The 26,548-nt window shown below is 73.4% G+C and carries 23 protein-coding genes; 14 read left to right on the top strand and 9 right to left on the bottom strand.

The window, feature by feature from the left end; all coding sequences use genetic code 11:
- Positions 1–105 precede the first annotated feature (105 nt).
- On the top strand, positions 106–2,016 hold the full coding sequence (locus tag ACZ6O2_RS26540) for a Xaa-Pro dipeptidyl-peptidase (RefSeq protein ID WP_466024742.1): 1,911 nt from the start codon (positions 106–108) through the stop codon (positions 2,014–2,016).
- 185 nt (positions 2,017–2,201) lie between these two features.
- On the opposite strand, the gene ACZ6O2_RS26535 is transcribed toward ACZ6O2_RS26540, so the two are convergent.
- The 4 genes from ACZ6O2_RS26535 to shbA form a co-directional block, all read right to left on the bottom strand.
- Positions 2,202–3,431, bottom strand: coding sequence for a PucR family transcriptional regulator (locus tag ACZ6O2_RS26535; protein WP_466024741.1), 1,230 nt, complete (start codon positions 3,429–3,431; stop codon positions 2,202–2,204).
- A 198-nt stretch (positions 3,432–3,629) separates the two neighbouring features.
- The gene (locus ACZ6O2_RS26530; RefSeq protein ID WP_393458576.1) at positions 3,630–4,100 is read right to left on the bottom strand and encodes a hypothetical protein; all 471 of its coding nucleotides are present in this window, start codon (positions 4,098–4,100) and stop codon (positions 3,630–3,632) included.
- Positions 4,101–4,352: 252 nt separating this feature from the next.
- On the bottom strand, positions 4,353–5,174 hold the full coding sequence (locus ACZ6O2_RS26525) for an anti-sigma-D factor RsdA (RefSeq protein WP_466024740.1): 822 nt from the start codon (positions 5,172–5,174) through the stop codon (positions 4,353–4,355).
- Positions 5,171–5,749, bottom strand: a complete 579-nt coding sequence (shbA, locus tag ACZ6O2_RS26520) for an RNA polymerase sigma factor ShbA (protein WP_393458570.1) — start codon at positions 5,747–5,749, stop codon at positions 5,171–5,173. Before shbA ends, ACZ6O2_RS26525 begins: the two co-directional genes overlap by 4 nt.
- Positions 5,750–5,910: 161 nt before the next feature.
- On the opposite strand from shbA, the gene ACZ6O2_RS26515 reads away from it, so the two are divergent.
- From ACZ6O2_RS26515 to ACZ6O2_RS26465, 11 genes are read left to right on the top strand one after another with little or no spacing between them, the layout of a single operon-like run.
- Positions 5,911–6,918 (top strand): ABC transporter ATP-binding protein, encoded by a 1,008-nt coding sequence (locus tag ACZ6O2_RS26515; protein WP_466024739.1) that lies wholly within the window; start codon positions 5,911–5,913, stop codon positions 6,916–6,918.
- A complete protein-coding gene (locus ACZ6O2_RS26510; protein WP_466024738.1) occupies positions 6,915–7,676 on the top strand; it encodes an MlaE family ABC transporter permease in 762 nt (253 codons plus the stop codon). Before ACZ6O2_RS26515 ends, ACZ6O2_RS26510 begins: the two co-directional genes overlap by 4 nt.
- A gap of 1 nt (position 7,677) precedes the next feature.
- Positions 7,678–8,481 carry an MlaE family ABC transporter permease gene (locus ACZ6O2_RS26505; RefSeq protein ID WP_393458561.1) on the top strand — a complete coding sequence of 268 codons (804 nt, stop codon included), beginning with the start codon at positions 7,678–7,680 and terminating at the stop codon, positions 8,479–8,481.
- Between the two features lie 2 nt (positions 8,482–8,483).
- The gene (locus ACZ6O2_RS26500; protein WP_466024737.1) at positions 8,484–9,770 is read left to right on the top strand and encodes an MCE family protein; all 1,287 of its coding nucleotides are present in this window, start codon (positions 8,484–8,486) and stop codon (positions 9,768–9,770) included.
- Positions 9,767–10,798: an MCE family protein gene (locus ACZ6O2_RS26495; RefSeq protein WP_466024736.1), complete on the top strand. Its 1,032-nt coding sequence runs from the start codon at positions 9,767–9,769 to the stop codon at positions 10,796–10,798. The genes ACZ6O2_RS26500 and ACZ6O2_RS26495 overlap by 4 nt, the downstream gene beginning before the upstream one ends.
- A complete protein-coding gene (locus tag ACZ6O2_RS26490; RefSeq protein WP_396830004.1) occupies positions 10,795–11,778 on the top strand; it encodes an MCE family protein in 984 nt (327 codons plus the stop codon). The genes ACZ6O2_RS26495 and ACZ6O2_RS26490 overlap by 4 nt, the downstream gene beginning before the upstream one ends.
- Positions 11,778–13,028, top strand: coding sequence for an MCE family protein (locus ACZ6O2_RS26485; protein WP_466024735.1), 1,251 nt, complete (start codon positions 11,778–11,780; stop codon positions 13,026–13,028). Before ACZ6O2_RS26490 ends, ACZ6O2_RS26485 begins: the two co-directional genes overlap by 1 nt.
- Positions 13,025–14,434, top strand: coding sequence for an MCE family protein (locus ACZ6O2_RS26480; protein ID WP_466024734.1), 1,410 nt, complete (start codon positions 13,025–13,027; stop codon positions 14,432–14,434). The genes ACZ6O2_RS26485 and ACZ6O2_RS26480 overlap by 4 nt, the downstream gene beginning before the upstream one ends.
- Positions 14,431–15,660, top strand: a complete 1,230-nt coding sequence (locus tag ACZ6O2_RS26475; RefSeq protein ID WP_466024733.1) for an MCE family protein — start codon at positions 14,431–14,433, stop codon at positions 15,658–15,660. The genes ACZ6O2_RS26480 and ACZ6O2_RS26475 overlap by 4 nt, the downstream gene beginning before the upstream one ends.
- A 23-nt stretch (positions 15,661–15,683) precedes the next feature.
- A complete protein-coding gene (locus ACZ6O2_RS26470; RefSeq protein ID WP_466024732.1) occupies positions 15,684–16,511 on the top strand; it encodes a hypothetical protein in 828 nt (275 codons plus the stop codon).
- Positions 16,512–16,545: 34 nt separating this feature from the next.
- Positions 16,546–17,073: a hypothetical protein gene (locus ACZ6O2_RS26465; RefSeq protein ID WP_466024731.1), complete on the top strand. Its 528-nt coding sequence runs from the start codon at positions 16,546–16,548 to the stop codon at positions 17,071–17,073.
- Between the two features lie 418 nt (positions 17,074–17,491).
- On the opposite strand, the gene ACZ6O2_RS26460 is transcribed toward ACZ6O2_RS26465, so the two are convergent.
- Positions 17,492–18,709 carry an RNA-guided endonuclease InsQ/TnpB family protein gene (locus ACZ6O2_RS26460; RefSeq protein ID WP_466024730.1) on the bottom strand — a complete coding sequence of 406 codons (1,218 nt, stop codon included), beginning with the start codon at positions 18,707–18,709 and terminating at the stop codon, positions 17,492–17,494.
- Between the two features lie 137 nt (positions 18,710–18,846).
- On the opposite strand from ACZ6O2_RS26460, the gene ACZ6O2_RS26455 reads away from it, so the two are divergent.
- Entirely contained in the window at positions 18,847–20,166 is a 1,320-nt protein-coding gene (locus ACZ6O2_RS26455; protein WP_466024729.1) for a pyridoxal phosphate-dependent decarboxylase family protein, read from the top strand.
- A 49-nt stretch (positions 20,167–20,215) separates the two neighbouring features.
- On the opposite strand, the gene ACZ6O2_RS26450 is transcribed toward ACZ6O2_RS26455, so the two are convergent.
- From ACZ6O2_RS26450 to ACZ6O2_RS26435, 4 genes are all read right to left on the bottom strand, one after another.
- The gene (locus ACZ6O2_RS26450; protein WP_466024728.1) at positions 20,216–20,617 is read right to left on the bottom strand and encodes a DUF2267 domain-containing protein; all 402 of its coding nucleotides are present in this window, start codon (positions 20,615–20,617) and stop codon (positions 20,216–20,218) included.
- A 141-nt stretch (positions 20,618–20,758) separates the two neighbouring features.
- Positions 20,759–24,169: an eCIS core domain-containing protein gene (locus ACZ6O2_RS26445; RefSeq protein ID WP_466024727.1), complete on the bottom strand. Its 3,411-nt coding sequence runs from the start codon at positions 24,167–24,169 to the stop codon at positions 20,759–20,761.
- Between the two features lie 3 nt (positions 24,170–24,172).
- On the bottom strand, positions 24,173–24,391 hold the full coding sequence (locus tag ACZ6O2_RS26440; protein ID WP_466024726.1) for a hypothetical protein: 219 nt from the start codon (positions 24,389–24,391) through the stop codon (positions 24,173–24,175).
- A 30-nt stretch (positions 24,392–24,421) separates the two neighbouring features.
- Positions 24,422–24,820 (bottom strand): hypothetical protein, encoded by a 399-nt coding sequence (locus ACZ6O2_RS26435; protein ID WP_350711756.1) that lies wholly within the window; start codon positions 24,818–24,820, stop codon positions 24,422–24,424.
- 191 nt (positions 24,821–25,011) lie between these two features.
- Between ACZ6O2_RS26435 and ACZ6O2_RS26430 the strand changes: the two genes are divergently transcribed.
- A complete protein-coding gene (locus tag ACZ6O2_RS26430; RefSeq protein WP_466024725.1) occupies positions 25,012–26,547 on the top strand; it encodes a phage tail sheath family protein in 1,536 nt (511 codons plus the stop codon).
- The last annotated feature ends 1 nt before the right edge of the window (position 26,548 follow it).

Genomic DNA, 26,548 nt, shown 5'->3' with positions numbered 1-26,548 from the left:
CGTGCCCATTCGTACGCTTCGATCACGCTGCCGGCCCGGCGACCTCCTGGACCTCCCGCCGGAGCGCGGCGGACCGACGGCGGGTGCCGGAACGGGAGGAGCGCGATGCGAACCACGAGAAACTGGTGGCGGGCGGCGGTGGTGGTCGTGGCGACCGTGGCCGTCGGCCTGCCGGCGGCCACCGCGACGGCGCGGCCCGCCGCGGAGAGCCTCGGGCCGGTCGTCGAGGGCGGGGTCACCCAGCCGGTGTTCGGCTACGGCGACGCGATCCGCGAGCGGGTCTTCGTCACCTCCGACGTCGACACCGACGCCGACGGCGCGCGCGACGTCGTCGCGATGGACATCATCCGGCCCCGGGCCGGCGACGGGCTGCGCGTGCCGGTGGTGATGGACGCCAGCCCCTACTACTCGACGGTGTGCCGGGGCAACGAGGGGGAGTGCAAGGCCGACCTCGACGGCGACGGCCTCAACGACCGCTGGCCGCTGTACTACGACAACTACTTCGTCCCGCGCGGGTACGCGGTGGTGCTGCTGGACATGATCGGCACCAACAACTCGACCGGCTGCCCGGTCACCGGCGGCCGCGCCGACAACGTCAGCGCGCCGACGGCGATCGACTGGCTCAACGGCCGTCGCCCCGGCCGGGACGCCGCCGGCCGCGCCGTCGTCGCCGACTGGCACAACGGTCGGACCGGCATGATCGGCAAGTCGTACGACGGCACGCTGGCCAACGCGGCCGCGGCCAGCGGGGTGGACGGCCTGGCCACCATCGTGCCGATCTCGGCCATCTCCAGCTGGTACGACTACTCGCGCAGCAACGGCCTGGTCACCCGGGCCAACAACTACTCGGGCAGCCTCGCCAACACCGTCACCGACCCCGACCGCAGGGCGCACTGCGCGCCGGTGCGGGACCGGCTTGGCGACGGCGTCGACGACGTCACGGGCGACTACAACGACTTCTGGGCCGAGCGGGACTACGTGCCGCACGCCGGCCAGGTGCGCGCCAGCGTCTTCGTCGTGCACGGCCTCAACGACAACAACGTCCGGCCGGACCACTTCAGCACCTGGTGGAACGCCCTGGCGGCGCACGACGTCCCCCGCAAGCTCTGGCTGACCGGCACCGGCCACGTCGACCCGTTCGACTTCCGTCGCGCCAGGTGGGTGGACACGCTGCACCGGTGGTTCGACTACTGGCTGTACGGCATCGACAACGGCATCATGGCCGAGCCCGCGGTCGACGTCGAGCGCGCACCGGACGTCTGGGAGTCCCACCGCACCTGGCCGCTGCCGGGCGCCCACCCGACCCAGGTGTTCCTGCGGCCCGGTGTCGACGGGGCGGCCGGGGGCCTGTCGGTGAGCCCGCACGCCGGCAACGCCTCGGCGACGTTCCAGGACACCCCCTCGATGAGCCAGACCAACGCCATCCGGCACCCGTCGGATCCGCTGGCGAACACGGAGAACCGGCTGGTGTTCCTGTCCGCGCCGCTGCGGGCGCCGCTGCACGTCTCCGGCTCGCCCGTCGTGAAGATCAACGCGTCGGTCGACGGCACGGACACCAGCTTCGCCGGCCTGCTCGTCGACTACGGGACGCGGCCGAGGTTCAGCACCTCCGGCGACGGCATCCGTACGCTGGCCGGGGAGGACTGCTGGGGCGGCGAGGCCACCTGGGGCGGGCACGCCGAGGAGGCCTGTTACCGGCAGACGGAGAAGACCGTGGCCAGCAACCCGCAGGAACTGGTCACCAAGGGCATCCTCGACGGCCTCAACCTGACCTCGCTGACCGCGTCGACACCGCTGGTGCCCGGCGTCAAGAGCGCGGTCGACGTGCGGCTGCTCCCCGAGGACTACGTCTTCGACGCCGGTCACCAGATCGGCGTGGTCCTGCTCGGCTCGTACTCGGGCTACAGCAGCCGGGCGAAGCAGAACCGGGCCGACATCACCGTGCACTTCGACCGCAGCCGGATCGAGTTGCCGGTCGTCGGCGGCCGGCCGGCGGCGGTGCGGGCCGGCCTGTAGGAGGCCCGGGGACGGGACGCGCGGTGCGCCGGGCGTCCCGTCCCGCCCGTCGCCACCGGTCCGCGTCCCAACGGGCCGCTCGCCGCTCGGCCTCAGCCCTCCACCCGGCCTCAGCCCTCCACCCGGCCTCAGCCCTCCGCCCGGCCTTGGCGCGGCCTCAGCCCTCGGCCGGTCTCAGCCCGGCCTCAGCCCTCCGGCCGGTAGCGGCCGGTGAGCCGGCCCAGCTTCAACGCCAGGTGCAGGCAGAGTCGCTCGTTGCCGTCCTTCAGGTCGGTCTCGGCGAGTTCCTCGATCCGCTGCAGCCGGTAGTAGAGGGTGGTGCGGTGCAGCCGCAGATGCTCGGCGGTGGCGTGGGCGTTGCCGGCCAGGTCCAGATAGCGTTCCAGGGTGTCCAACAGGACAGGGTTCGCCTGCTCGCGGAGCAGCCGCTCAAGCCCCGGGTGCACGTCGGCGATGTCGAGGTGCCGGTCGTCCAGCCGCGACAGCACCCGGTAGATGCCCAGGCCGGACCAGGAGACCACGCGGCCCAGGGCGGGCAACCGGACGCCCACCCGGGCGGACTGCAGCGCCTCCGCGTACGACCCGACGGCGTCGGCCAGGCCCGAGCGCGCCTGCCCGACGCCGACGACGGTGCGCTCGACCGAGGCGAGCCCACGGATCGCCTGCTGGAGGTTGTCGTCCAGGAGTTTGGCGGCGACCTCGGGGGTGGGGCGGCCGGCCCCCCGGTCGCCGCAGAGCAGCAGCACGCCGTGGTCGTCGCGCACCACGTGCAGCGCCTCCCGGGTGCCGATCCAGCGCCGGGTGCTGACCAGCGCCTGCTCCAGCGCGAAGCGGGCCGTCTCGTCGGGCGCCTGGCCGCCGGGCGTGACGAGCTGCGCGACGAGGGCGGTCGCCGGCCCGTCCCCGACGATGAGCCCGGCCTCCCGCAGCGCCCGCACCGACCGGTCACGGGTCGTCTCGCTGTCGGACAGCAGCGTGCGCGCCGCCTCCGTCTCCCGTCGGGAGGCCAGCTCCCCGAGCAGGTTCTCCCGGTAGAGCGCCAGCGACAGCTCGCTCACCAGCCCGGTGGCCTCGATGTCCGCGCCGGTCATGGTGCCGTCCGGGTCGATGAACCACACGAAGCCCAGGAGCAGGTCGTGGTGCCGGATGGGCACGCAGACCCGGGGCAGGAGGTCGAGTTCCTTCGACGGCGGCGTACGCACCGGCTCCCGGGCCTCCAGGATGCCGACGTCGCGGAACCAGGCCATCACCTCGGGCGTGGTCTGCCGGCGCAGGATCGACGCCTTGCGGACGTCGTCCATCAACCCGGTGTGTTCGCTGTAGACGACCAGGCGCTGACGCCGGTCCTCGATCAACGCCGGACGCCCGACGTGGGCGGCGAGGGCGTCGACGATTCGCTGCAGCTCACCTTGCATGTGACCCTCCGGTCGCCCGACCTGTGCCACCGGTGCCGCGCACGGCCGTGCGGCCTGTCCGTGATGTCTCCGTGCCGCGAATCGTTTCCTCCTCGACCGGACCCGATCATGATCTGATCAGCTCGTCAATGGATGAGCGCGGTCGGTGGTCCTTCTCGTTACAACGGCCGCTGTGCGGCGTCCCGGCGGCGGTGTCGATCACCTTGTGCAGGTGCTGCCCCCGGTCCGCGGACCGGGCGAGGAGCGCCGCCGCGTCGGCCTGGCCGCCGAGCAGGACCGTCCGTCGGGGCCGTGCGGCCGGCGCGGCCGATCGGGCGCGGGATCGGGGTGCCCGGAGCGGGGATGCCCGCGGACGAAGGCCAGTGCGTCGGTCACCGAGGCGGTGGCAGCCGCCACCCCGTGCCCCACCAGCGCGTGCAGCGGCGTGAACGGCGGACGCGGCCGGCCGGGCGGCGCGTCGGCGACGAAGACCGCCCACAGTCGATCGCCGGTGCGGCTCCACGCTGACACCTGGACTACCTCCCGGTGCACGTCTCCCACCCGGAACGGACCCTCGGACGACACGCTGCAGTCCCAGTCGGCCTCGTCGATCGCGCCGACCACCGCCCGGAACAGGCCGGGCAGCCGGGCGGCGGGGTCAGGGTGCGGGTCAGGCAACAACAGGATCACCCCATCCTCGGTAGTGCGCAGTGATCGAGGGCCGCCATCGAACGAGGGCGCTCCCATGTCGTTGTCGGCACGGCGCCGCGATTCGTAACAGCCTTCGGGTATGACGAATCACACAGAAACCGGTCCCTGCCCTTGCTGGCTCGGGAGATCGACGGCGGCAGCGCACGCTGACAGGAGCCTGCCATCCCCGGCCGCTGCCTGAGCCCGGCAGCCGGCGTGGGCGAGCGGCCATGCCGCCGCTCGGGCCGGCGCCTAGCCCAGGATTCGGCCGGTGGGGAGGGGCAGCTCGGGCAGGGGTGGCAGGCGCGTGGGCGGACCCGGGTCCGGCCGCAGTGTGGGCAGCCCCGGCAGGGGGACGACGAGGCCGGGGGCGGGGGATCCGTCAGGGGTGGGTTTCTCGGGCTGCGACGGGGCGGGCCGGGTGGGTGTCGTCGGCCCACCGGTGGGCGCCGGGGGCGAGGCGGCCGTCGACGGCGCGGCGGGCGTCGCCACCGGTTCGGGCAGTGCGTGTTGCAGGGAGTCGAGTTCCGCACTCAGACGGCGGACGGCGGTCGGGTCGTCGATCGCGGCGAGCTCCGTCCGCGCCTCCTCGATCAGGGCCCGGGCCTCGTCCACCCGTCCTGCGGTGGCGGCGGTACGGGCGCGCTGGATGGTGCGTTCGACCAGGCGCACGTCCGCCTGTTCCGGATAGAGCAGCTTGGTCAGGGACCACAGGGGGCTGGTCGGTCCGGCGTGCCTGCTCCCCACTCCGAGTCCGGTGGAGATGACGACGACCGCGATGACGGCGGCGGCGAGGCGCAGCACGCCCTGGCCCAACATGGCCGGCCGGGCCCTCCTCGTCGGCGCGGCGTCGACGGCGGGCCGGAGGGCGTGGTTGTCTTCGGCGGCGGGCCGGGGGCGGTCGTCATCGTCGTCGACGGCGTAGACCTCGGTGCGCCAGGCAGCCAGCATTGCGGCGAGGTCGTCGCCGGCCGGCCCCGGCTCGCCCCGGCCGAGGGCGTCGAGCAGTTGGTCGTCCCGGGCGATCGTCGCCAGGTCCAGCTCCTCGCGGCCGTCGCCGCTGTGCTCGCTCATGCCGCCACCTCGTCGAGTGTGTCGCCTGCCAGGGTACGGAGGCGGGCCAGGGCCCGGGACTGGCTCACCCTGACGGCGGCGGCGGACATGCCGACGATGGTGCCGACCTCCTCGGCGGAGAGACCGACCGCCACCCGGAGGAGGACGATCTCCCGCTGCGCGTCGGGCAGGCGGTCGAGCAGCACTGACAGTCGGCGGGCGAGGTCGGTCGCCACGGCCTGCTGCTCCGGCCCGGGCTCGGCGTCCGGACGGTCGAGAGGCGTGTCGGTGACGGTGACGGAGGCTGCCCGTACGGCCGCGCGCTGCGCGTCGGTCACCTTGTGCCCCGCGATGGCGTAGACGAACGCCGCGAAGGGCGTGCCCTGCTCCCGGTAGCGGGGCAGTGCCCGCAGCACCGCGAGGCAGATCTCCTGGGCGACGTCGTCGGCGGTCACGTACGCGCCGCCGATCCGGCCCAGCCGCGCGCGGCAGTATCGCACCAGCCCCGGACGGACGTCGCTGAGCAGCGTCGCGACGGCTGCCCGGTCGCCCTGGGCAGCCCGGCGGACGAGCTCGGGCTCGATCGTTGTGGTCATCGCGTCGCGGAACACCTTCGTTACCTGCGGATTACGGCACGCTATCGAGCCCGACGCTGTTTGCCTAGCGCACGTTCCGTGCCCGGGGCCCGTCGGAAAGTAGTTGTTACGGTCGGGTCGGTCGCGGCGATGTCCCCAGTAGGCAGTCAGGGGAGGCAACCGTGGGCGTCGAGGTGACGGTGCAGGGGCTGACGAAGTCCTTCGGCAGCCAGCCGGTCTGGTCCGACATCAGCCTGACGCTGCCCGCCGGAGAGATCTCGGTGCTGCTCGGCCCGTCCGGCACCGGCAAGTCGGTGTTCCTCAAGACCCTGGTGGGGCTGCTGCGACCGGACCGCGGGGACGTCTGGATCGAGGGCAACAACCTTCCCCGGCTCTCCGAGCGGGATCTGTACGAGGTGCGCAAGCTGTTCGGGGTGCTGTTCCAGGACGGCGCACTGTTCGGCTCGATGACCATCTACGACAACGTCGCGTTTCCGCTGCGCGAGCACACCCGCAAGTCCGAGTCCGAGATCCGTGCGGTGGTCGACGAGAAGCTCGACATGGTCGGTCTGGTCGGCGCGGAGAAGAAGCTGCCCGGCGAGATATCGGGCGGGATGCGCAAACGGGCCGGGCTGGCCCGGGCGCTCGTCCTCGACCCGCAGATCGTACTGTTCGACGAGCCGGACTCTGGGCTCGACCCGGTCCGCACCGCCTATCTGAACCAGCTCATCGTCGACCTCAACCAGCGGACCGAGGCGACGTTCCTGATCGTCACGCACGACATCAACACCGCGCGTACCGTGCCGGACAACATCGGCCTGATCTACCACGGGCACCTGGCCATGTTCGGGCCCCGGGAGATGCTGCTGTCCAGCACCGAACCGGTGGTGCGGCAGTTCCTCAACGCCCAACGGATCGGCCCGATCGGCATGGCCGAGGAGAAGGACGCCGAGGAACTCCAGGCCGAGGCCCGCTCCGGTGCGGAGCTGCCGCCGCTGCCACCGATTCCCGCCCAGCTGCAACCCTCCGACGGCCGGCCGCGCCGCGCGGAACGGCCACCCGGGCAATGGTGCCGGGAGCACGGCGTCGCCCCGCCGCCCGGGTCCTTCGAGGACCGGTCTGTCGCCGATCCCTCGCCGGCCGGGCGGTTCGCGCGCTGGCGCGAGCAGGACCGGCAGGTGCCGCGATGAGGACCGTCATGCGCGAGTCCGGGCACTTTTTCGCGTTCTGCCTGGACACCCTGCGCGGCATCGGACGGCGGCCCGTGCAGGTCCGGGAGTTCGTCCAGCAGGCGTGGTTCATCAGTTCCGTGTCGATCCTGCCGGCGGCGCTCGTCTCGATCCCGTTCGGCGCGGTCATCGCCCTGCAGCTCGGCTCGCTCGTCCGCCAGCTCGGCGCGCAGTCGTTCACCGGGGCCGCGTCGGTGCTCGCCGTCGTCCGCGAGGCCGGGCCGATCGTGACCGCGCTGATCATCGCCGGCGCCGGCGGCTCAGCGATCTGCGCCGACCTTGGCTCCCGCAAGATCCGCGAGGAGCTGGACGCGATGCGGGTGCTCGGCATCGATCCGATCCAGCGGCTGGTGGTGCCCCGGGTGCTCGCCTCGATGCTGGTCGCCGTCCTGCTCAACGGGCTGGTCAGCGTCGTCGGCGTGAGCGGCGGCTACCTGTTCAACGTGGTCATGCAGGGCGGCACCCCCGGCGCCTACCTGGCCAGCTTCCAGGCCCTGGGTCAACTGCCCGACCTGCTGGTGGGGGAGGTGAAGGCGCTGCTGTTCGGCGCCGCCGCCGCGCTGGTCGCCGCGTACAAGGGGATGACCGCCAAGGGCGGCCCGAGGGGGGTCGGCGACGCCGTCAACCAGAGCGTCGTCCTCACGTTCATGCTGCTGTTCGCGCTGAACTTCGTCGTCACGGCCGTCTACTTCCAGGTCGTACCGCAGAAGGGGACGTGACGTGTCGGTGCTGCGACATCTCGACGACCTGGGCGGGCAGCTCGCCTTCTACGCGCGGGCCGTGGTCTGGGCGCCGCGCACCGTCCGGCGCTACAAGCGCGAGGTGGTGCGGCTGCTGGCCGAGGTCAGCTTCGGCAGCGGCGCCCTCGCCGTGCTCGGCGGCACCGTCGGCGTGATCTGCTTCCTGACCTTCTTCACCGGCACCGAGGTCGGCCTGCAGGGCTACCAGGCGCTGAACCAGATCGGCAGCAGTGCCTTCACCGGCTTCATCTCGGCGTACTTCAACACCCGGGAGATCTCACCGCTGGTGGCGGCGCTGGCGCTGTCGGCCACCGTGGGGTGCGGGTTCACCGCCCAGCTCGGTGCGATGCGCATCTCCGAGGAGGTGGACGCCCTGGAGGTGATGGCGGTGCCGTCGCTGCCGTTCCTGGTCACCACCCGGATGATCGCCGGGTTCGTCGCGGTCGTCCCGCTGTACGTGGTGGGCCTGCTCTCCAGCTACCTGGCCACCCGCACCATCGCGGTGTACTACTTCGGACAGTCGGCCGGCACGTACGACTACTACTTCCATCTGTTCCTGCCGCCCGAGGACGTCCTCTGGTCCTTCGGGAAGGTGCTGGTCTTCAGCGTGATCGTGGTGCTGGTGCACTGCTACTACGGCTACACCGCCAGCGGCGGACCGGCCGGCGTCGGCATCGCGGTCGGCCGGGCCGTCCGGCTGGCCATCGTCGCCGTCAACATCGTCGACTTCTTCCTGTCGCTGGCCATCTGGGGCGCCACGACCACCGTCCGGATCGCGGGGTGAGCATGAGACATCGCATCCTCGGCATCGTCTTCGTCGTCGTGGTGGCCACGGCGCTGACCGCCGCTGTCCTCCAGTACCGCCGGGCCTTCACCCCGACCACCTGGGTCACCCTGCACACCGACCGCGCCGGGTTGCAGCTCGGCGACGGCGCCGACGTGAAGGTACGCGGGGTGCTCGTCGGCGACGTGCGCTCGGTACGCAGCGACGGGGCGGGCGCGACCCTCCGGCTCGCGCTGGACCCCGCCCGGACCGCCCGGATCCCCGCCGACGTCAGCGCGCGCCTGCTGCCCAAGACGCTCTTCGGCGAACGCTACGTCGAACTCGTCCCGCCGGCGGCGAGCACCGCAGGGCCGATCCGCGACGGCGCGGTCATCGGCCAGGACCGCAGCCACACGGCGGTGGAGCTGGAACGGGTCCTCGACGAGGCGCTGCCCCTGCTCCAGTCGATCCGCCCCGACCAGCTGGCGGCCACCCTCGGGGCCCTGGCCACGGCGCTGGAGGGGCGAGGCGAGCAGATCGGGGCGAACCTGACCCGACTGGACGCCTACCTGCGGCAGCTCAACCCGGCCATGCCGGCCATCGCGGAGGACGTCCGCGCCCTCGCCGTCGTGGTGGACAGCTACGACGCGGCACTGCCCGACCTGCTGGCGCTGCTGCGGGACGTGACGGTCACCGCCCGGACCGTCACCGACCAGCGCACCCAGCTGGCCGCGTTCCTGGCCCAGAGCACGGACACCGGCGAGGTCACCCGGGGTTTCCTCGACCGGCACGGCGACCAGCTCATCCGGCTCGGCGCGGTCAGCCGGCCGGTGCTCGAACTGCTCGCCACCTACGCGCCCGGGTATCCGTGCCTGATGAGCGGCCTGGTCGCCCTGCAACCCCGCGTCGAGGAGGTCTTCGCCGGCGGGCGGATGCACATCACCCTCGAGGTCACCCGCGACGGCGGCAAGTACGAGCGCGGCCGCGACGAGCCGGTCTACGGCGCGGACGGCGGCCCGCACTGCCACGGGCTGCCCCGGCCCGCCCGGCCGGCGCCGGAGGTGCCGGTCGACGACGGGTACGACTACTCGGGCGCCCGGAACCCCGTCCCGCTGCCCGTCGGCGTGGCGGCCCCGCCCCCGGCGGCCGCGGCGTCCCCGGCGATGGGGCGGGCCGCCACCGGCGAGGAACGGGCCCTCGTCAAGCCCCTCGTCGGCGCCGTCACCGGCACCCCGCCCGCCGAGGTGCCCGACATCGCGGTCCTGCTGTGGGGGCCGCTGCTGCGCGGAGCGGTGGTGAACGCCCGATGACCGGAAAGACGACGCTGCCGCTGGTCAAGCTGGCCGTCTTCGCCGCCGTGACGCTGCTGCTGACCGGGCTGCTCGCGCAGACCCTCGGCGCCTTCCCGACCGACGGCGTGACCTACCGCGCCCGCTTCACCGACGCCACCGGCCTGCTGCCCGGCGACGACGTGCGTATCGCCGGGGTCCGCGTCGGCAGGGTCAGCGACATCCGGGTCGTCGACGACACGGTCGCCGAGGTGTCCTTCACCGTCCGCGACGAGGTGCCGCTGGCCACCAGCGTCCATGCCAAGATCCGGTACCGCAACCTGGTCGGCCAGCGCTACCTGGCGCTCGCTGAGGGGCCGGGGGACCGCCGCCCGCTGCGGCCGGACGGCCTTATCCCCGTCGGCCAGACCACCCCGGCGCTGGACCTGACGGTGCTGTTCAACGGCTTCCGGCCGCTGTTCACCGCGCTCGACCCGGCGGACGTCAACAAGCTCGCGTACGAGATCATCCAGGTGCTCCAGGGTGAGGGCGGCACCGTCTCCAGCCTGCTGCGGCGCACCGCCTCGCTCACCAACACCCTCGCCGACCGCGACGCCGTCATCGGCCGGGTCATCAGCAACCTCAACACCGTCCTGGCGACCCTCGCCACCCGGGACCGCGACCTCGACCGCGCGATCCAGCAGTTGCAGCAGTTCGTCTCCGGGCTCGCCACCGACCGCACCGCCATCGGCGAGGCGCTGGTCAACCTCGGCGACCTCACCGGCGCGACGTCCTCGCTGATACGGGAGGTGCGGCCGCCGCTCGCCGCGGACGTCCGCGCCCTCGACCAGCTCGCCGGCACCCTCAACCGCAACTCGGCTGTCATCGACAGCACCCTCGGCCGGCTCCCCCAGCGCTACGAGTCCCTGACCCGGGTCGCGTCGTACGGGTCCTGGTTCAACTTCTACCTCTGCGACTTCGACGGGCGGGTGGCCGCCGCCGGCCAGACGCTCGACCCCGTGACGTTCAGCGCGCCGGCCGCCCGGTGCGCCACCGGAGGCACCCGATGAAACCCTTCCGCGAACGCAACCCGGTGGTCACCGGAACCGTCGGGTTGACCCTGATCGCCGCGACGCTGCTCGGCGCCTTCCAACTCGACCGGCTGGCCGCGCTGACCGGCCGCGCCTACCAGGCGGCCTTCTCCGACGCCAGCGGCCTCGCCGTGGGCAACGAGGTGCGGGTCGCCGGCGTACGGGTGGGCAAGGTGACCGCCGTGGAACTCGCCCGCGACAGCCGGCCGTACGTGCGGATCCGGTTCCGGGTCGACGACGACGGCGTACGCATCGGCGACCGCACGGGCGCGACGATCCGGATCAAGACCGTCCTCGGCCAGAAGTACCTGGCGCTGTCCCCCGCCGGGGCCGGCCGGCTGCCCGAGGGCGGGCAGATCCCCCTGGACCGCACCGCCGCGCCGTTCGACGTGGTGCAGGCGGTCACCGGGCTCGCCGACACCCTCGACAAGGTCGACACCGACCAGCTGGCCGCCGCCTTCGCGACCCTGTCCGAGACGTTCGCCGACACCCCCGCCAGCGTCAGCTCCTCCCTGGTCGGACTGTCCCGGCTCTCCCGGACCGTCGCCGAGCGCGATGCCGAACTCCGGTCGCTGCTGACCCGGGCGCGGCAGGTCACCGGCGTGCTCGCCACCCGAGACGAGGAGTTCCGCAAGCTGGTCACCGACGGCGGGGCGTTGCTGGCCGAGGTGAAGCGCCGCCGCGACGCCATCCACAAGCTGCTCGTCGGCACCGACCAACTCGCCACTCAGCTGTCCGGTCTCGTCGCCGACAACCGGGCCAGGCTCAACCCCGCGCTCAATCAGCTGCGCAAGGCGGTCGCCATCCTGCAGCGCAACCGCGACGACCTGGAGCTGACCATCGAACGGATGGGTCCCTTCGTCACCGCGTTCGCCAACGTGGTCGGCAACGGCCGGTGGTTCGACTCCTACGTGCACGGGCTGGTGCAGCCCTACCAACCCACGACCGGAGGCCGATGATGCCGGGGCCCGTACGGCGATGGCGACGCCCTATCGCCGCCGCGACCGTCCTGCTGACCGCCGTCGCCGCCGCCGTGGTGACCGTGCGGTCCGACCCACCGCACCGCCGGCTGGTCGCCCACTTTACCCGCGCCGTCGGCGTGTACCCGGGCTCCGACGTGCGGGTGCTCGGCGTCCGGGTGGGCGAGGTGGTCTCGGTGGCCCCGCAGGGGCGCACGGTGCGGGTGACGATGGCGTACGACCCGGAGGTGGACGTCCCCGCCGACGCGCAGGCGGTGATCGTCCCGCCCAGCGTCGTCAGCGACCGCTACGTGCAGCTCACCCCCGCCTACACCGGCGGGCCCGCCATCGCCGACGGCGCGGAGATCCCGCTGGCACGCACCGCCGCGCCGATGGAGATCGACGACATCTACCGGGCGCTGGACGAGTTCAACCGCGCCCTCGGACCGCAGGGGGCGAACGCCGACGGCGCCCTGTCCGGCCTCGTCGCCACCGGCCGCGCCAACCTTGAAGGCAACGGCGCCCACCTGAACGAGACCCTCACCGGGCTGTCGCGCGCGCTGTCGACACTCGCCGACGGGCGGCAGGACCTGTTCGGCTCGGTGGTCAACCTACAACGGTTCACCACCACCCTGGCCCGCAGCGACCAGCAGGTGCGCGCCTTCAACCAGCAACTGGCCGACGTGGCGCAGCAGCTCGCCGGGGACCGCGACGAACTCACCGCCGCCCTGCGTAACCTCTCCGTCGCGCTGGCCGACGTCACCACCTTCGTCCGGCAGAACCGCACGGTGCTCACCGCCGACGTGGCCGCGCTGGCCGACATCACCCGCGTGCTCGTTCGCCAGCAGCAGGCGGTCATCCAGATCCTCGACGTCGCGCCGCTCGCGCTGAACAACCTCGCGCTCGCGTACAACTCCCGCTCGGGCACCCTCGACACCCGCGCCAACGCGACCGGCCCGTACGGCCCCGCCGGCTTCGTCTGCTCGCTGCTGGTGGACCAGTTGCCGGCGGCGAAGGTGCCTGCGAAGTGCCACGCCCTCGCCCAGACCCTGCACGCGCGCAAGCTGCCGATGACCGACCAGCTACGCAAGCTGCTCAAGCTGCCGCCCGGCGCCCCGGTGGCCGGCCCGGTCCCACCGGGTGGCCCGCCCTCCCCGGCACCCGGCGCACCGGTCACCCACCCGGCGCCGGGCGGCCCCGACCTCGCCCCCGACCTGACCCTCGGCGGGATCCTGCGGGGGCCGGCGTGAGCGCCCCGCTGCGCCGCGCCCTGGCCGCCGCCGTCGTCGCGGTGCTGCTGCCCGCCGGGTGCGGCCTGCCCGAGGTGACCGACCTGCCGCTGCCCGGCGGGGCCCCCGACGGGACCGGCTACCGGGTGACGGCCGAGTTCACCGACGTGCTCGACCTGGTGCCGCAGGCCGCCGTCAAGGTCGACGACGTCACCGTCGGCAGGGTCGAGAGGATCTCGCTGGCCGGGTGGACCGCCCAGGTGACCCTCCGCATCGACCGCGAGGTCAGGCTGCCCGCCAACGCCACCGCCGCCGTCCGGCAGAGCAGCCTGCTGGGCGAGAAGTACGTGACCGTCGCGACGCCGTCCACCGAACCGGCCCGCGGCCGGCTCGCCGACGGCGACGTCATCCCGCTGGCACGCACCGCGCGCGGCGCCGAGGTCGAAGAGGTGCTGGCCGCCCTCGGGTTGCTGCTCAACGGCGGCGGACTGGCCCAGCTGCGCACCATCAACCAGGAGTTGGCGAAGGCGCTCGAAGGCCGCGAACCGGCCGTCCGCGACTCACTGCGCCGGCTCGACACCTTCATCGGCGGGCTGGAACGGCAGAAGACCGACATCGTCCGGGCAGTCGAGGCGCTCGACCGGCTGACCGGGCGGTTGGCCCGACAGCGACAGGTGGTCGGCGACGCCGTCGAGTCGCTCGCTCCCAGCCTGACCGTCCTCAACCGGCAACGCGCCCAGCTGACCAAGGCGCTGACCGCCCTCGGCGAACTCGGGCGGGTCGGCACCCGCGTCGTCGAGCGCAGCCACGACGACACGCTGGCCAGCGTACGGGCGCTGCAACCGATCCTGGAGCAGCTGGTCCGCGCCGGTGACGACCTGCCGAAGTCCCTGGACTTCATGCTGTCCTACCCGTTCCCGCCCAACGTCACCGGCGCGATCGTCGGGGACTTCGTCAACCTCTCCGTCACCGCCGACCTGGACGTGGCGAGCATCCTGGCCAACCTGCTCGCCGCCGCGCCCGCGCCGGGCGGCCCGGCGGCCCCGCCGACCGGCCCCGCCGCCCCGCGGCCACCCTCGGCCGGTGGACCGGCGACGCCCGGAGCGCAGCCAGGCGCGAATCCGCTGCCCGAACTCCCGCTGACGAAATGCCTGCCCGACCCGAAGAACTTCCCGGCGACCTGGACGCCGCCGAAGGACTGTCTGCTGCCGGAGGGCTGCGTCCTGCTCAGGCCCGGCTCGCGGGTGCCCGTCGGCGGGCTGATCCTGCCGAAGGGGCTGGTACCGCCCGGCACCGCCTTCCCCGCCGGGACCGAACTGCCCGCCGGCACGGTCCTGACCGCGCAGTGCGTGCTGCCGATGACCGGGGCGATCACCGGCCAGATCGGTGACCTGCCGGACGTGCTCGGAGGGGGACTGCTGCCGTGATCGGACGTGGCACGACACTCAAGGTCCTCGCGTTCGTGGTGGTCAGCCTGCTCGGCATCGCCTACGTCGGCGTGCGCTACGTCGGCCTCGGCGACCGGCTGCTCGGTAGCGGGTACGTCGTCCACCTCGACCTCGCCCGCGCCGGCGGCATCTTCACCAACGCCCCGGTCACCTACCGCGGGGTGCCCGTCGGCCGGGTCACCGCGGTCGCCCTGCACGGTGACGGCGTCCGGGCGGACCTGCGCATCGAGCGGGGCGTGCGGGTGCCCGAGGACCTGCGAGCCGTCGTCGCCCAGCGCTCCGCCGTCGGTGAGCAGTACGTCGACCTGCGCCCGGACCGCGACACCGGCCCGTACCTGCGCGACGGCTCGGTGATCCCCACCCATCGCACCGGCGTCCCGCTGGCACCCGAGGTGCTGCTGACCAACCTGGACGCCCTGGTCCGGTCGGTCGGGCCCGAGGACCTGACCGTCCTGATCACCGAACTGGGCGCCGCGTTCGAGGGCAACGAGCGCGCGTTGGCGCGCATCCTCGACGCCGGCGACGCGCTGCTCGCCGACGCCACGGCCGCCCTGCCCCAGACACTTCGGCTGCTCGAGGACGGCCGTACCGTCCTCGCCACGCAGGCCCGGTCGGCCGAGGCGCTGCGGCGGTGGGCGGCAGGGCTCGCCCAGCTCGCCGACGCCGTCCGGTCCGCCGACCCCGACCTGCGCCGCCTGCTCGCCAACGGGCCGCCCGCCGGCGAGGAGCTGGAGGCGCTGCTGCGCGGGCTGGAACCCGCCGTGGGCACCCTGCTCGGCAATCTGGTCACCGTCAACGGCATCGCCGTCCGGCGGCTCGCCGGCATCGAGCAGCTACTGGTGGTCTATCCGATCGCCGTCGCGGGCGGCTTCACGGTCACACCCGGCGACGGCACCGCCCACCTCGGCCTGGCCGTGAACGTCAACGACCCGCCGTCCTGCGTGTACCGGGGCGGCGGGCGGCAGTGCAGCCCGCAGGACCGGGCGGCCGGCGCGGGGGTCCGTGGGTCCGCCAACGCGCCCCGGCCCTCCGGCGCCGAGCCCGCCCCGGCGCCCGCCCCCGACTCCGCCGGCTACGACCCGGCGACCGGCCTGGTGCTCGGCGCCGACGGCCGGCCGCTGCAGTTCGGCGGCACCGGCGGCCAGTACCGGACGGCGGGAGACCAGTCGTGGAAGCAGTTGCTGCTCGCCGGGGTGACCCGGTGACCGGCGGACGGAGGAAGGTGACCGTGCAGACACGTAGGGACCGCACCCTGAGAGTGATCAAGGGTGCCCGATCGGGCGCCCCCGACCGGCCCGCCCAGCGCCGGCTCGTCGTCCGGGCCGTGCCGACGCCGATCGAGGAGGTGCTGGAGCGGCTCGACCGGGAGCCGGTCGAGGATCCGACGGCGACCGGTGACCTGACGGTGGTCGGCGATCCGGCGCAGGCGGAGGACCTGCTGAATCCCGACGACGCCGTTGGGGCGAGCGACGACGACCCCACCAACGGCGACGACCCGGCGGGCGAACGCCCCACAACCGGATGGAAGGGGGCAGGCCGGCACGGGACCCGGGACGGCTCGGCCGCGCCGCCAGCCCGCCGATCCCTGACCGGTCTGCTCGTGGCGCTGCTCGCCGGCACGCTCGCCCTGGCCGGCGTCTACGCCCATCGCTGGTACGGCCACCAGGAGCTGGAGAAGGCCCGGCAGGGGGCGGTAGCCGCGGCCAAGCAGGCCAGCGTCGACTTCGTGTCGGTCAGCGCCGCCAGCGTCGACCGGGACCTGCAACGGATCTCCGCCGGAGCGACCGGCGACTTCAAGGAGGAGTTCACCCGTGGCCAGTCACAGGTGCGCGCCGCCGTCGTGGAGAACAAGGTCGAATCGCACGGGTCCGCGCTACGGGCCGCGCTCGTCTCCGGGGACCGACGCCGGGCCGTCGTCCTGGTGGCGGTGGACGCCACGGTGAAGAACGTGAAGGCGCCCGAGGGGCGGCCCTCGCACTACCGGATCCAGATGGACATGGTGCGGGACGAGGACTCGGGCGCGTGGCTCGTGTCCCGCCTGCAGTTCGTCGGTTGACGCCCCGGCCCGAGCCGACAAAAAAGGAGGACCCATGCGTACCCTCGACCGTCTTCGGTGGCGACCCCGTCTCGCGCGCCCGCGCCCGCGCCGTCCCCGGCCGGTCCCGGCGCTGATCGTGGCGATCCTGCTGACGGCGGGCCTCGCCGGCCTCGCCTGGCACGGCGAGCGCGGCGCCGCGCGGACCGACGCCGCGGTCCGCCAGGCGCTGGCCACCGCTCCGGCGGCCGCCAAGGCCATTTTCTCCTACGATCACCGCACTTTCGACGACAGCGTGGCGAACGGGCGGACCTTCGTCACCGGTCCCTTCGCCGACGAGTACGCGCAGACCACGGCCGCGCTCAAGCAGACAGCCGTGCAGCAGCAGGCGGTTGTCCTGGCGGAGGTCTCCTCGACGGGGGTGGTGACCGCCAGCGCGCACCGGGTCGAGCTGCTGGTCTACCTGAACCAGTACCGGCGCAACGTCAACACCGCGGGGGAGAAGGTGGACCAGAACCGGGTGGTGTTGACCCTGGTCGAGGTGGACGACGAGTGGAAGGTCTCGGCGGCGGTCGCCGTCTGAGCGTCCCACGGGCACTCGCCGGTGGGCCGCCGATCGCCCCGCCACAGCATTCGGTGCCCGTGCTGGCGCGCCGACCGGCCCCGGGGCGACCACCGGTGAGGAGGCACCACCGTGGCCGACCTGCTGCGCGACGGAGACGCCGACGGCGTGCTGCGCCAGGTGCACGAGGCCGCCGCGCCCTACCTGGCGTCCCTGCCGGATCGTTGGTGCACGACCCGGGCACGGAGCCGCTGCTACGCGAGCTGTGGCAGCCGGCCGGCGACGGTTGGTTGCCGGATCGGGGCGAGGGCGCGCCGCGGTGCGCCGGCTGCTGCACGTGGCTACAGCCGCCGCCACGCACTCGGCCAGGCCACGGTTCTTCCACTTCTTGGCCTCCTACCCACGGCTGAAGCCGGGGACTCCCGTGGCTGAGGCGCGTTCACGCCGCGAGCCGTTCGGGTGGTTGGCGTTTCACGGACCGCCCGACGGCGAGGTCTCCACGCCCTGTCACCGCCAGCCCGGCGGCGAGGATGTTCTTGGCCGCGTTCACGTCGGCGTTGTCCTGGTGCCCGCAGGCGACGCACCGGAAGACCGCTTGGCTTTCGCGGGACTCCCGGGCGATGTGCCTGCAGGCGTTGCAGGTTTGCGACGTGTACGCGGGGTTGACCTTGACGACGATCGCGCCGTGATAGCGGCTGGTGTGCTCTAGAGCGAGCAGGAACTTGCCCCAGCCTTTGGCGAGGATGGCCCGGTTCAGGCCAGCCTTCTGCCGAACATTACGGCCGGGTTGCTCGCTGGTGCCCCTGGCGCTGGCGGTCATGTTCCTGATACGCAGGTCCTCCACGACGACCGTGCCGTGACGGCGGACGAGCCGCACAGCGGTCCGCGCGGCGAAGTCGGCGCGCCGGTCGCGGATGCGGGCGTGGAGGCGGGCGAGTTGCGCACGCGCCGCGTCACGGCGGCCCGACCGACGGTTACGGCCATGAACGCGCAGCGACCGCGACAACTGCTGCTGCAACCGCTTGATCCTGACCGCCTCGCCGGGCGTGACGAACTCCTGGTCCCACATGTCGCCGTCGGAGGTGGCGACCGCCACGGCCACACCCCGATCGACTCCGACCGGCGGCTTGCCGTTCGGCGCCGCCTCACTCACGCCGTCCTCGACGCAGAACGAGATGTGCCAACGACCACCGGACCGGCTAACCGTGGCGTTGCGGATCGTGCCGCCGAGCGGGCGGGTCCAGCGGAACCGCACCGCACCGAACTTCGGCAGCCGTAACTCACCCCACCGCCGATTGAGCCGCCGCACTGCAATGTGCTTGGGGTCGGGAAACCGGAACGACGGTGCCGTACGCGACTTCGACCGCCACCGCACCTTCCACGTGCCATGCGTCTTACAGGCCCGGTCCAGGTCCCGCAACGTCTGCTGCAACGTGTGCGACGGGGCATCGGCCAACCACGCGCAGTGCGGGTCCTTCTTCGCTTCGGCCATCTGCCGAGCCTGCTCGACGTAGCCGACGAACCCGCCACGTCGACGGTACTCACGGCGCTGCTCCAACGCGGTGTTCCACACCGCCCGACACACCGCCCCCACCTGCTCGGCGTAGGCGACCTGCTCATCGGTGAACGCAAGCAGGTAACGACGGCCGGTCAGCATTCAGCGGCCACTCGGCAGCTCGACATACTGCACCACCGCCGCCAATGGCGTACCTCCCGTAACCGCCACAAGTACGAGTTGATGCGGAACATCGGCAGCCGCGAGCACAACCCAAACTCCTTTGCAGTAACCGCGAAATGCGCCCCTTGATCACCACGGACGCCCAGCCAACATACAGCTCGGCACTATCGATGTCTGTCCAAAATCGACGTGTCATCTCCACGGTTATCACCGTGGGGTCTGCGCGTTACGCAGTTCGATCATCGGCGGGGGTGACCCCGGCGGCGCTGGCCGGCGACTGGACCGCCGCGCTGCTGGACCAGAACGCCGCGTTCCGCGCCTCGTCCCCGCTCGCCGCCGAGACGGAGACGATCGCGCTGACCTGGCTGCGGGGGCTGTTCGGCCTGCCGGAGCGGTTCGGCGGTGCGCTGGTCGCCAGCGCCACCTTCGCCAACGTCACCGGGCTCGCCGCCGCCACCCACTGGTGGGCCGAACGGCACGGGGTGGACGTGGCGGCGCGGGGGCTGGCCGGGCTGCCACGGATGCCGGTGCTTTCCGGCGGGTACGTGCACGCCAGCGACCGCAAGGCCCTGCAACTGCTCGGGCACGGGCGGGACTCGGTCGAGGTCCTCGCCCGCGACGGCGTGGGCCGGGTCGACCTCGCCGCGCTGGAGCGCCGGCTCGCCGAGATCGACGCCCCGGCGGTGCTGATCGCCAGCGCGGGCGAGGTGAACGCCGGTGACTTCGACCCGGTGGCGGAACTGGCCGACATCGCCGAGCGGCACGGCGCGTGGCTGCACGTCGACGGCGCGTTCGGCATCTTCGCCGCCCTGTCCCCGCGCACCCGTCACCTGGCGGAGGGGATCGAGCGGGCCGACTCGATCGCCGGCGACGGCCACAAGTGGCTCAACGTGCCCTACGAGAGCGGGTTCGCCTTCCTGAAGGACCCGGCGCGGCTGCCGGCGGCGTTCGGCATGCCAGGCGCGGCGTACCTGCCGGGGGAGGGCAGCGCGCTGCCGTCACCGTCCGGCGGGCCGGACTACGCACTGCTCGGGCCGGAGTCGTCGCGCCGGGCCCGGTCGCTGCCGATCTGGGCGACCCTGGCCGCGTACGGCCGGGACGGGCACCGGGCGATGGTCGAGCGGCACCTCGACCTGGCGCAGCGGTTGGCCGGGCTGGTCGACGAGGCGCCGGAGCTGGAGCGGCTCGCCGACGTGCCGCTGAACATCGTCTGCTTCCGCGCGAACCCGCCCGGCATGCCCGGGGAGGCTCTCGACGACCTCAACCGGCGGCTGGGCGCCGCGCTGCTGGCGGACGGCCGGGTCTACGCCGGCACCACCCTGTACGACGGGCGGGTGGCGCTGCGGCCGGCGATCGTCAACTGGCGCACCACCGAGGGCGACATCGACCTGCTCGTCGACGTGGTCCGTGAGCTGACGGCCAAGCTGACCGGTTGACGGGGGCCGTGGGCCGGTTCGCCGCGCTCGTGGTCGACCCGGTTCGCCGCTAACGGCCGCGCCCGCCGTCGTATCTCCCCGCCGAGTCGGTGAGTTCCCAGAACTCGGCGGGGAGATGGGTGATGACGTCGTCGTAGTCGCCGGGCGGGATGGCCTCGCGGAGGGTGTCGAACACCGCCCGCATGCCGGCCTTCGCGGTCGTCCCGTCGACGTCGGCCCGTCCGCTGACCTGCTGGACGAACGCGTCGACCCCGAAGCGCTGTGCCTTGTCCCTGGGCGCGAACGCGTAGGCCCGCAACTCGTCGGGTAGCCGGGCGGAGAGGTCGCGCGCCTCGCCCCCGTCGATCCGCTCCGCCAGGGTCGTGAGCGTGGCGCGCGTGATGGCGGTGGCCTGCTCGGGCGACGTGCGCAGGCGTTTCGCCACCGAGTCGATGAACTCGCTGTTGTCCACCTTCCGGGCCTCCCTCTCCGACGGGTAGCAGCGTCTACCCGGGTGCCGGCGCGGCAAACGGCCGGGCCCGGCGCGCCGCCGAACGAGCCGCCCGGCGTGGCCGGGGTCCACCGAATCCCGGTCGGCGGGCCGGCCGGCTCCTCAGCGCCCGCGGACGGTCGCCTCGATCCAATTCTGGATCGTCCTGGTCAACGTCGCGTCCCGGGCCGTCCAGGTGGCGACGACGTCGGGGCCGTAGAAGGTCGACGACTGCCGCCACGCCGCCCAGCTACGCTCACCCTTGGAGCTGTTCGCGGACGCGTCCATGACGACGAGGTTGTCCCTGCGTACGGCCAGGGCGGCGCGTTCGGTGGCCCTGAGCTTGTCGAAGCCCGTCATCTGGGACATCCGGTTCAGCGAGACGACGTGGTCCACCTCGAGTCCCTGGGGCGGCGTCCGCAGGGGGCCGACCTGGTCGGTCTTCACCTTCGCCAGGATGTCGGCGCGTTCCCTCGACGCGCCGAAGACCTGCCGCATGCGGGTGGTCGGGTCCAGCCGCGCCTGTTCGGCCAGGCGCTCGGCCTTGCCGAGCGCCTCCTCGGCCCGCCGGATCAGGCCCTCGCCGGTCGGCCGGCCGGTCCGCAGGTCGAGGCCGTCGTACTCCGCGAGTTCCTGGTCGATCTCGCGGATCCGCGCCGTGTCCCGGCTGCCCGCCGCCTCCTGGCGCAGGGCAGCCCGCTCGGCCTCCAGTTCTGCTCTCGTCCGCCGCAGCGAGGCGAGCTGCCCGCTGGCGGCCGTGAGGCTGGTCTCGGCCAGGACCTGCTCCTGGGTGGGTGGTCGCCACGCCCTCATGTCCTTCAGCAGCGCCGCGAACGCCTCCTCGTCGGGCCGCTCGGCGGCGAGCCGGTCGACGTACCGCAGGATCGTCGCCTCGTCCATCCGGCGCCGCTCACCTGTGCTGATGATCCGCCGCACCCGGCGGAACGCGGCGGTGATCTCGGCGCGGCCGGCGCGGGTCACCTTCGTCACGTCGCCCATGAGTTCGAGCATCCGGGCGTCCCGGCGCAGGTCGGCGACCGTCTGTACGCCTCTGCGCGCGGCGTAGTACATGACCTTGACCAGCGGCCACGGGTCGGCGAGGCCGCCGGAGCCCAGCAACCGGCCGGCGGCCTCGCCGACCGCCCTGCGGAAGCCGAGTTCCGCCGCCGCGCGCGCCTTGAGCGCGTCCTTGAGTTCCCGGTTCAACCCCTCGGCCGCCTCGATCTTCGCGGTGAGCGTCCTGAGCCGGGCGGCGGCCGACTCCGTGTCGGACGCGGCGGCGAACTCGCGCAGCGGCGCTTCGAGCGACGAGAGGCCCTTCGCCGACATCCTGAGCAGCGTGGCCGTCGTCACGCCCAACTCGAAGGCCGCGGAGGCGACCGCGATGCCGACCCAGACCAGCGACGGTTCCTCCTGGATGAACGACAGCCGGTACTCGACGGCCTGCCGCTGGTACTCCCGGACCGCCTCCAGGGCCTGGTACGCACTGAGCGTGGTGCCCCCGATCAGCGCTGCCGCGGCGACCCACCCGCCGCCGGGCACGAGGGCGGCGAGCACGAGGGCGATGACGCCGAGGACGACCGTGGAGAACAGGTGCGCCGACTGCGTCGCCGCGACGGTGTCCCGGACGATCCAGGCATGGATCGTGCCGTCGCCGATCCCCTGGCTCTTCTTCGTGGCCTCGACCAGATCGGGCAGGCTGAAGATCCGCTCGGGGTCGGCGGTGAACTCTCCGCGGGCCTTCGCCGTGTCGGCCAGCCGTTCCTCGACGACGTCGAGCAGGTACTGCTGCGCGGCGGGGGCGTCGAGCCCCGCGAGCCTCTCCCGGTCGGTGCCCCGGCCCAGCTTCTCGGGGTCGACGAGCGGGTCCCCGCCGGAGCCGGCGACCACCGCCGTGCTGGCCGACGCCCGCAGCGTCCGGGCCTCCGCCTCGTACCGCTCCGCCTCCGGCCGGGCCCGGTTCCGTTCGGCGGCGGACTCCGCACCGGCCCGGGTCGTCCGGGCCAGCGACTCCTTGGCGGCCGCGGCGCGGTAGTCGGTGTGCGCCGTCGTCCTGGCGATGCCGGCGACCATCGTCTGGACGTAGCCGGTGCTCCGCAGCTTCCGGCGTTCCTCGTGGAGCTGATGGTCGTACCGGGCCAGCACGTCCAGCGCGATGGCGACCGCCTCCGCCCGGAACCGCACCCGGTAGGTCTCCACGGCGGCGGCGAACTCCGCCTCGTCGGCGAAGCCGTGCCGGGCCAGGGCGGCGTCGAACTCCACGTTGAGCCTGTCCAGTTCGGCGATCGGCCCGCTCTGGTGCGCGGCGCCGGCCGACGCCTGGATGACCCTCCTGCGCTGGTCGTTGCGGCGTTCCCGGAGCCGGTACAGGTCCTCGCACCCGAAGAGGGTGGCCTCGGCGGCCTCGGTCCGCGCCGTCTCGGTCTCGCGGACCTGCTGGTCGAGCAGGTACCGCTCGATGGAGGCGTCGAGTTCCGCCCAGGTCGTCGCCGCGGCGGCCGTGCTCCGGTAGTCCGCCCGTTGCGCCGTCGTCAGGCCGCTCAGCTTGTGCGCCAGCGCGAGGACCGTGGCGTAGTCCTCCGGGGCCAGCGGCCGGTCGCCGGAGAGGAGGATCTGCCGGACGTCCTCGGGCAGCTCGGCGATCTGGCGGCGCTGCTCGCGCTCCCGTACGACGTCGGCCCGCACCCCCAGCCACCGCCGGCGCAGGACGGCGTCGCCCGGGCCGGTGCCGAGCTTCGTGCCGGGCGCGATCTCGTTCTCCCGCCAGAACCGCACGTCCGTCTCCGTGTCGACCTCGGCCCGTTCGGCCTCGGAGAGCTGTTCCATCGCCGCCTGCGTCACGTCGACCACGGAGAGCACGATGACGCCACGGCGGACGTCCTCGGCGGTCGCCGCCCGCCCACCGGCGGTGTCGAAGTGCCACAGCGGAAGGCGCCGGTCGACCTCCTGCTCGTTGCTGGTGCCGTAGTACTGCCGGACGAACTCGCGGAGCAGTTCCGGCGGCGACATGACCCGGGTCACCCGGAGCCGGAACGGACGCGCGGTGTGTCGACCGGCCGGTTGCGGCGTCTCGGGCTTGAGGTGGAGCCGGCCCCGGCCGTCGCCCCGGGCCTGCTGCGCCACGTGCGCCAATTCGTGCGCGAGGAGGCGCCGCCCGGCGTCCGACCCGGGCGGCGCCCCGTCGCCGAGGACGACGTGCCGACCTGCGGTGTACGCCGCGGCGCCCAGCGCCGCCGCCGACGCGGCCGCCTCCCGCCCGGCGTGCACCCGGACCTGGCCCAGGTCCCAGCCCAGCCGGGGTTCCATCGTCGCCCGCGTCGCGGCGTCCAGCGCGGCGCCGGTGGAACCGAGCGGGACCGCCGGCCCGTCGAGGTGCCGCATCGGGCGGACCGGGCCGGCGGCGCCGGTGGAGCGCCGGTCGGCGAACCGGTCGGCCTCCGACTCCAGGCCCGGGTCGGGTGTCACGGCCGGCGGGACGGGACGGTGCCGCACCGTCGGTGCCTCGGTACGGTCGGGGCCGTCGTGCGTGCGCATCCGTCAGGCATCCCCGGTGCGGTCGGCCGCCTCGGTCCGGGCCGGCACGGTGGCGTACTCGCACACGGCCGCGGTGCCGTTGGGGAGGGCGCCGCTGGCGTAGCGGAGCGTGTGGCCCCGGCCGGCGAGGTCGGTGCCCGAAACGCCGTCGACGCCGACGTAGACGACGGGGTCGTCGGCGAGGACCGCCTCGTCGTACGCGGAGCGGGCGCCGGATGCCATCCGATGGACGGTGTCGGGGTGGGCCGGGGCTCAGGTCGACGGCTGGTCGAGGCAGGCCAGCATCTCGACCAGCACGCTCCGCTCTCCCCGGTTGGCCAACGCGAGCGTGCGGGGTCCCCCGTCGACCAGGGCGTCGAGGGCAGTGGCGTTGGCGACCAGCAGGTGACCGGAGACGGAGAGCTTGTCCCCGCTGGCTTCGCCGCTCTTGGGCGTGACCTCGACGACGGCGCTCTTGCCGGCCCCGTCGACGGCCCGGACGGCCAGCAGCAGGGGTGTCCCGCCCGCCGGCAGCAGTGCGACCTCCTGGCTGTCGCCGGGCTCCAGGTCCACCGTGGCGAAGGCGTACGACGCCGGGTCCACCGTCGTCGCGACGGACACCGCGGGCCCGCCACGGACCTGCACCGACGTCGACACCGCCACCTTGACCATCCGGGAACCCCTCGACTCGATCCGACCTCGCACGACCACCGTGGCGTGTCCCCATCACCCGGGCGTCACCGCGCGGTCACCGTGGCGGTCGCCGGCCCCCGGCCCGGTCCCTGACGAGCCGTTGACGACGTGGTGACGGTGTCCGGGCAGCGTGTCGGGCGACAGCGTTCGTCGAGGCGAAGGAGCGGGCCATGCTGTTGCCGGCCATGCCGTACCCCGGGGTGCACCTGGTCGAGCTGCCCGGCGGCAGCCGCACCATCACCGGGGTCGCGACGGCGATCACCGCCTTCGTCGGCAGCGCCGACCGGGGGCCGGTCGACGAGCCGGTGCTGGTGCAGAGCTGGTCCGAGTTCGAGCGGACGTTCGGCGGCATCCGGCGCCATCGCGGCCTGGGGTACGCGGTTCGCGACTTCTTCCGCAACGGCGGCGGCAACGCCCTGGTGGTGCGCCTCGCCGGCGGCGCCCGACCGGCGCTCGTCCGGGCCGACACCCTGGTGCTGGCGGCGTACGGGCCCGGTGCGTGGGGCAACGACCTGACGGTCGAGATCACGCATCCGGACCCGGCCGACGCCCAGGACGTGGCCGCCGGCCAGGGGGTCGAGCCCGGCGACCTGTTCCACCTGACGATCCGGGAGGTACGGGCGGGCGCCGAACGGGCCGTGGAGCGCTTCCTCAACGTGACGACGACCGACGGCCCGCGTCAGGTCGGCCTGGTCCTCGAGGGGTCCCGGTTGATGCGGGCGGGCACGCCGCTGCCGGCGGATCGACCGGCGCCCGGCACGTACGAGGTGGAGGCGGCCGACCAGGGTGCGGACAGCGGGACCCTGACGGCGGACGACTACCTCCCCGGCCCGGACGACGCCGGGTCGGGCATTTACGCGTTGCGGGCGGCGGACCTGTTCAACCTGCTGTGTCTGCCACCTCCGACGCCGGCCGGGTCGCTGCCCCCTCGGGTCTGGGCCGACGCGCTCGCGTTCTGCGTCGAACGGGACGCGGTGCTGCTGGTGGACCCGCCCGCGGACAGGACCGTCGACACGGTGGCCGACTGGGCGTCCGCCGCGCTCCCGCAGGGCGTGCAGAACCGCAACGCCGCGCTGTACTTCCCGCGGCTGCGGCAGCCCGATCCGGCCCGGGGCGGCACGGTCGCGGAGTTCGCCGCGTGCGGTGCGGTCGCCGGGGTGATGGCCCGCACCGACGCCACCCGGGGCGTGTGGAAGGCGCCGGCGGGCATCGACGCCAGCCTGGCGGCGAGCGGGCTGGCCGTGCCGCTGACCGACGGGGAGAACGGCCGGCTCAACCCGCTCGGGGTCAACTGCCTGCGGAGCTTCCGGGACGTCGGCACGGTGGTGTGGGGGGCGCGGACTATGCGCGGCGCGGACGCCCTGGCCGACGAGTACCGCTACCTGCCGGTGCGACGGCTGGCGCTGTTCCTGAAAGCCAGCCTGTACCGGGGCACGCAGTGGGTCGTGTTCGAGCCGAACGACGCGCCGTTGTGGGGGCAGATCCGGATGTCCGTCGGCGCCTTCATGCAGGACCTGTTCCGGCAGGGCGCGTTCCAGGGCGGCAGCCCGCGGGACGCGTATTTCGTCAAGTGCGACGCGGAAACCACCACGCAGTACGACATCGACCGCGGGATGGTCAACATCCTGGTCGGGTTCGCGCCGGTGAAGCCGGCGGAGTTCGTGATCATCGGTCTTCAGCAGAAGACGTCGGACGCGGCGGCCTAGG

This window comes from Micromonospora sp. NPDC048040 (genome assembly GCF_055587185.1).
The sequence above is the reverse complement of the archived record's forward strand: the minus strand, read 5'-3'. Positions and strand labels throughout refer to the sequence as shown.

Coding starts and splice junctions, on each gene's coding strand:
- ACZ6O2_RS26460 (WP_466024730.1), bottom strand. CDS start 18,709: ATGCTGACCGGCCGTCGTTACCTGCTTGCGTTCACCGATGAGCAGGTC.
- ACZ6O2_RS26510 (WP_466024738.1), top strand. CDS start 6,915: ATGAGGACCGTCATGCGCGAGTCCGGGCACTTTTTCGCGTTCTGCCTG.
- ACZ6O2_RS26525 (WP_466024740.1), bottom strand. CDS start 5,174: ATGAGCGAGCACAGCGGCGACGGCCGCGAGGAGCTGGACCTGGCGACG.
- ACZ6O2_RS26445 (WP_466024727.1), bottom strand. CDS start 24,169: ATGCGCACGCACGACGGCCCCGACCGTACCGAGGCACCGACGGTGCGG.
- ACZ6O2_RS26465 (WP_466024731.1), top strand. CDS start 16,546: ATGCGTACCCTCGACCGTCTTCGGTGGCGACCCCGTCTCGCGCGCCCG.
- ACZ6O2_RS26500 (WP_466024737.1), top strand. CDS start 8,484: ATGAGACATCGCATCCTCGGCATCGTCTTCGTCGTCGTGGTGGCCACG.
- ACZ6O2_RS26540 (WP_466024742.1), top strand. CDS start 106: ATGCGAACCACGAGAAACTGGTGGCGGGCGGCGGTGGTGGTCGTGGCG.
- ACZ6O2_RS26455 (WP_466024729.1), top strand. CDS start 18,847: ATGCGCCCCTTGATCACCACGGACGCCCAGCCAACATACAGCTCGGCA.
- ACZ6O2_RS26485 (WP_466024735.1), top strand. CDS start 11,778: ATGCCGGGGCCCGTACGGCGATGGCGACGCCCTATCGCCGCCGCGACC.
- ACZ6O2_RS26435 (WP_350711756.1), bottom strand. CDS start 24,820: ATGGTCAAGGTGGCGGTGTCGACGTCGGTGCAGGTCCGTGGCGGGCCC.
- ACZ6O2_RS26490 (WP_396830004.1), top strand. CDS start 10,795: ATGAAACCCTTCCGCGAACGCAACCCGGTGGTCACCGGAACCGTCGGG.
- ACZ6O2_RS26440 (WP_466024726.1), bottom strand. CDS start 24,391: ATGGCATCCGGCGCCCGCTCCGCGTACGACGAGGCGGTCCTCGCCGAC.
- shbA (WP_393458570.1), bottom strand. CDS start 5,749: ATGACCACAACGATCGAGCCCGAGCTCGTCCGCCGGGCTGCCCAGGGC.
- ACZ6O2_RS26495 (WP_466024736.1), top strand. CDS start 9,767: ATGACCGGAAAGACGACGCTGCCGCTGGTCAAGCTGGCCGTCTTCGCC.
- ACZ6O2_RS26430 (WP_466024725.1), top strand. CDS start 25,012: ATGCTGTTGCCGGCCATGCCGTACCCCGGGGTGCACCTGGTCGAGCTG.
- ACZ6O2_RS26535 (WP_466024741.1), bottom strand. CDS start 3,431: ATGCAAGGTGAGCTGCAGCGAATCGTCGACGCCCTCGCCGCCCACGTC.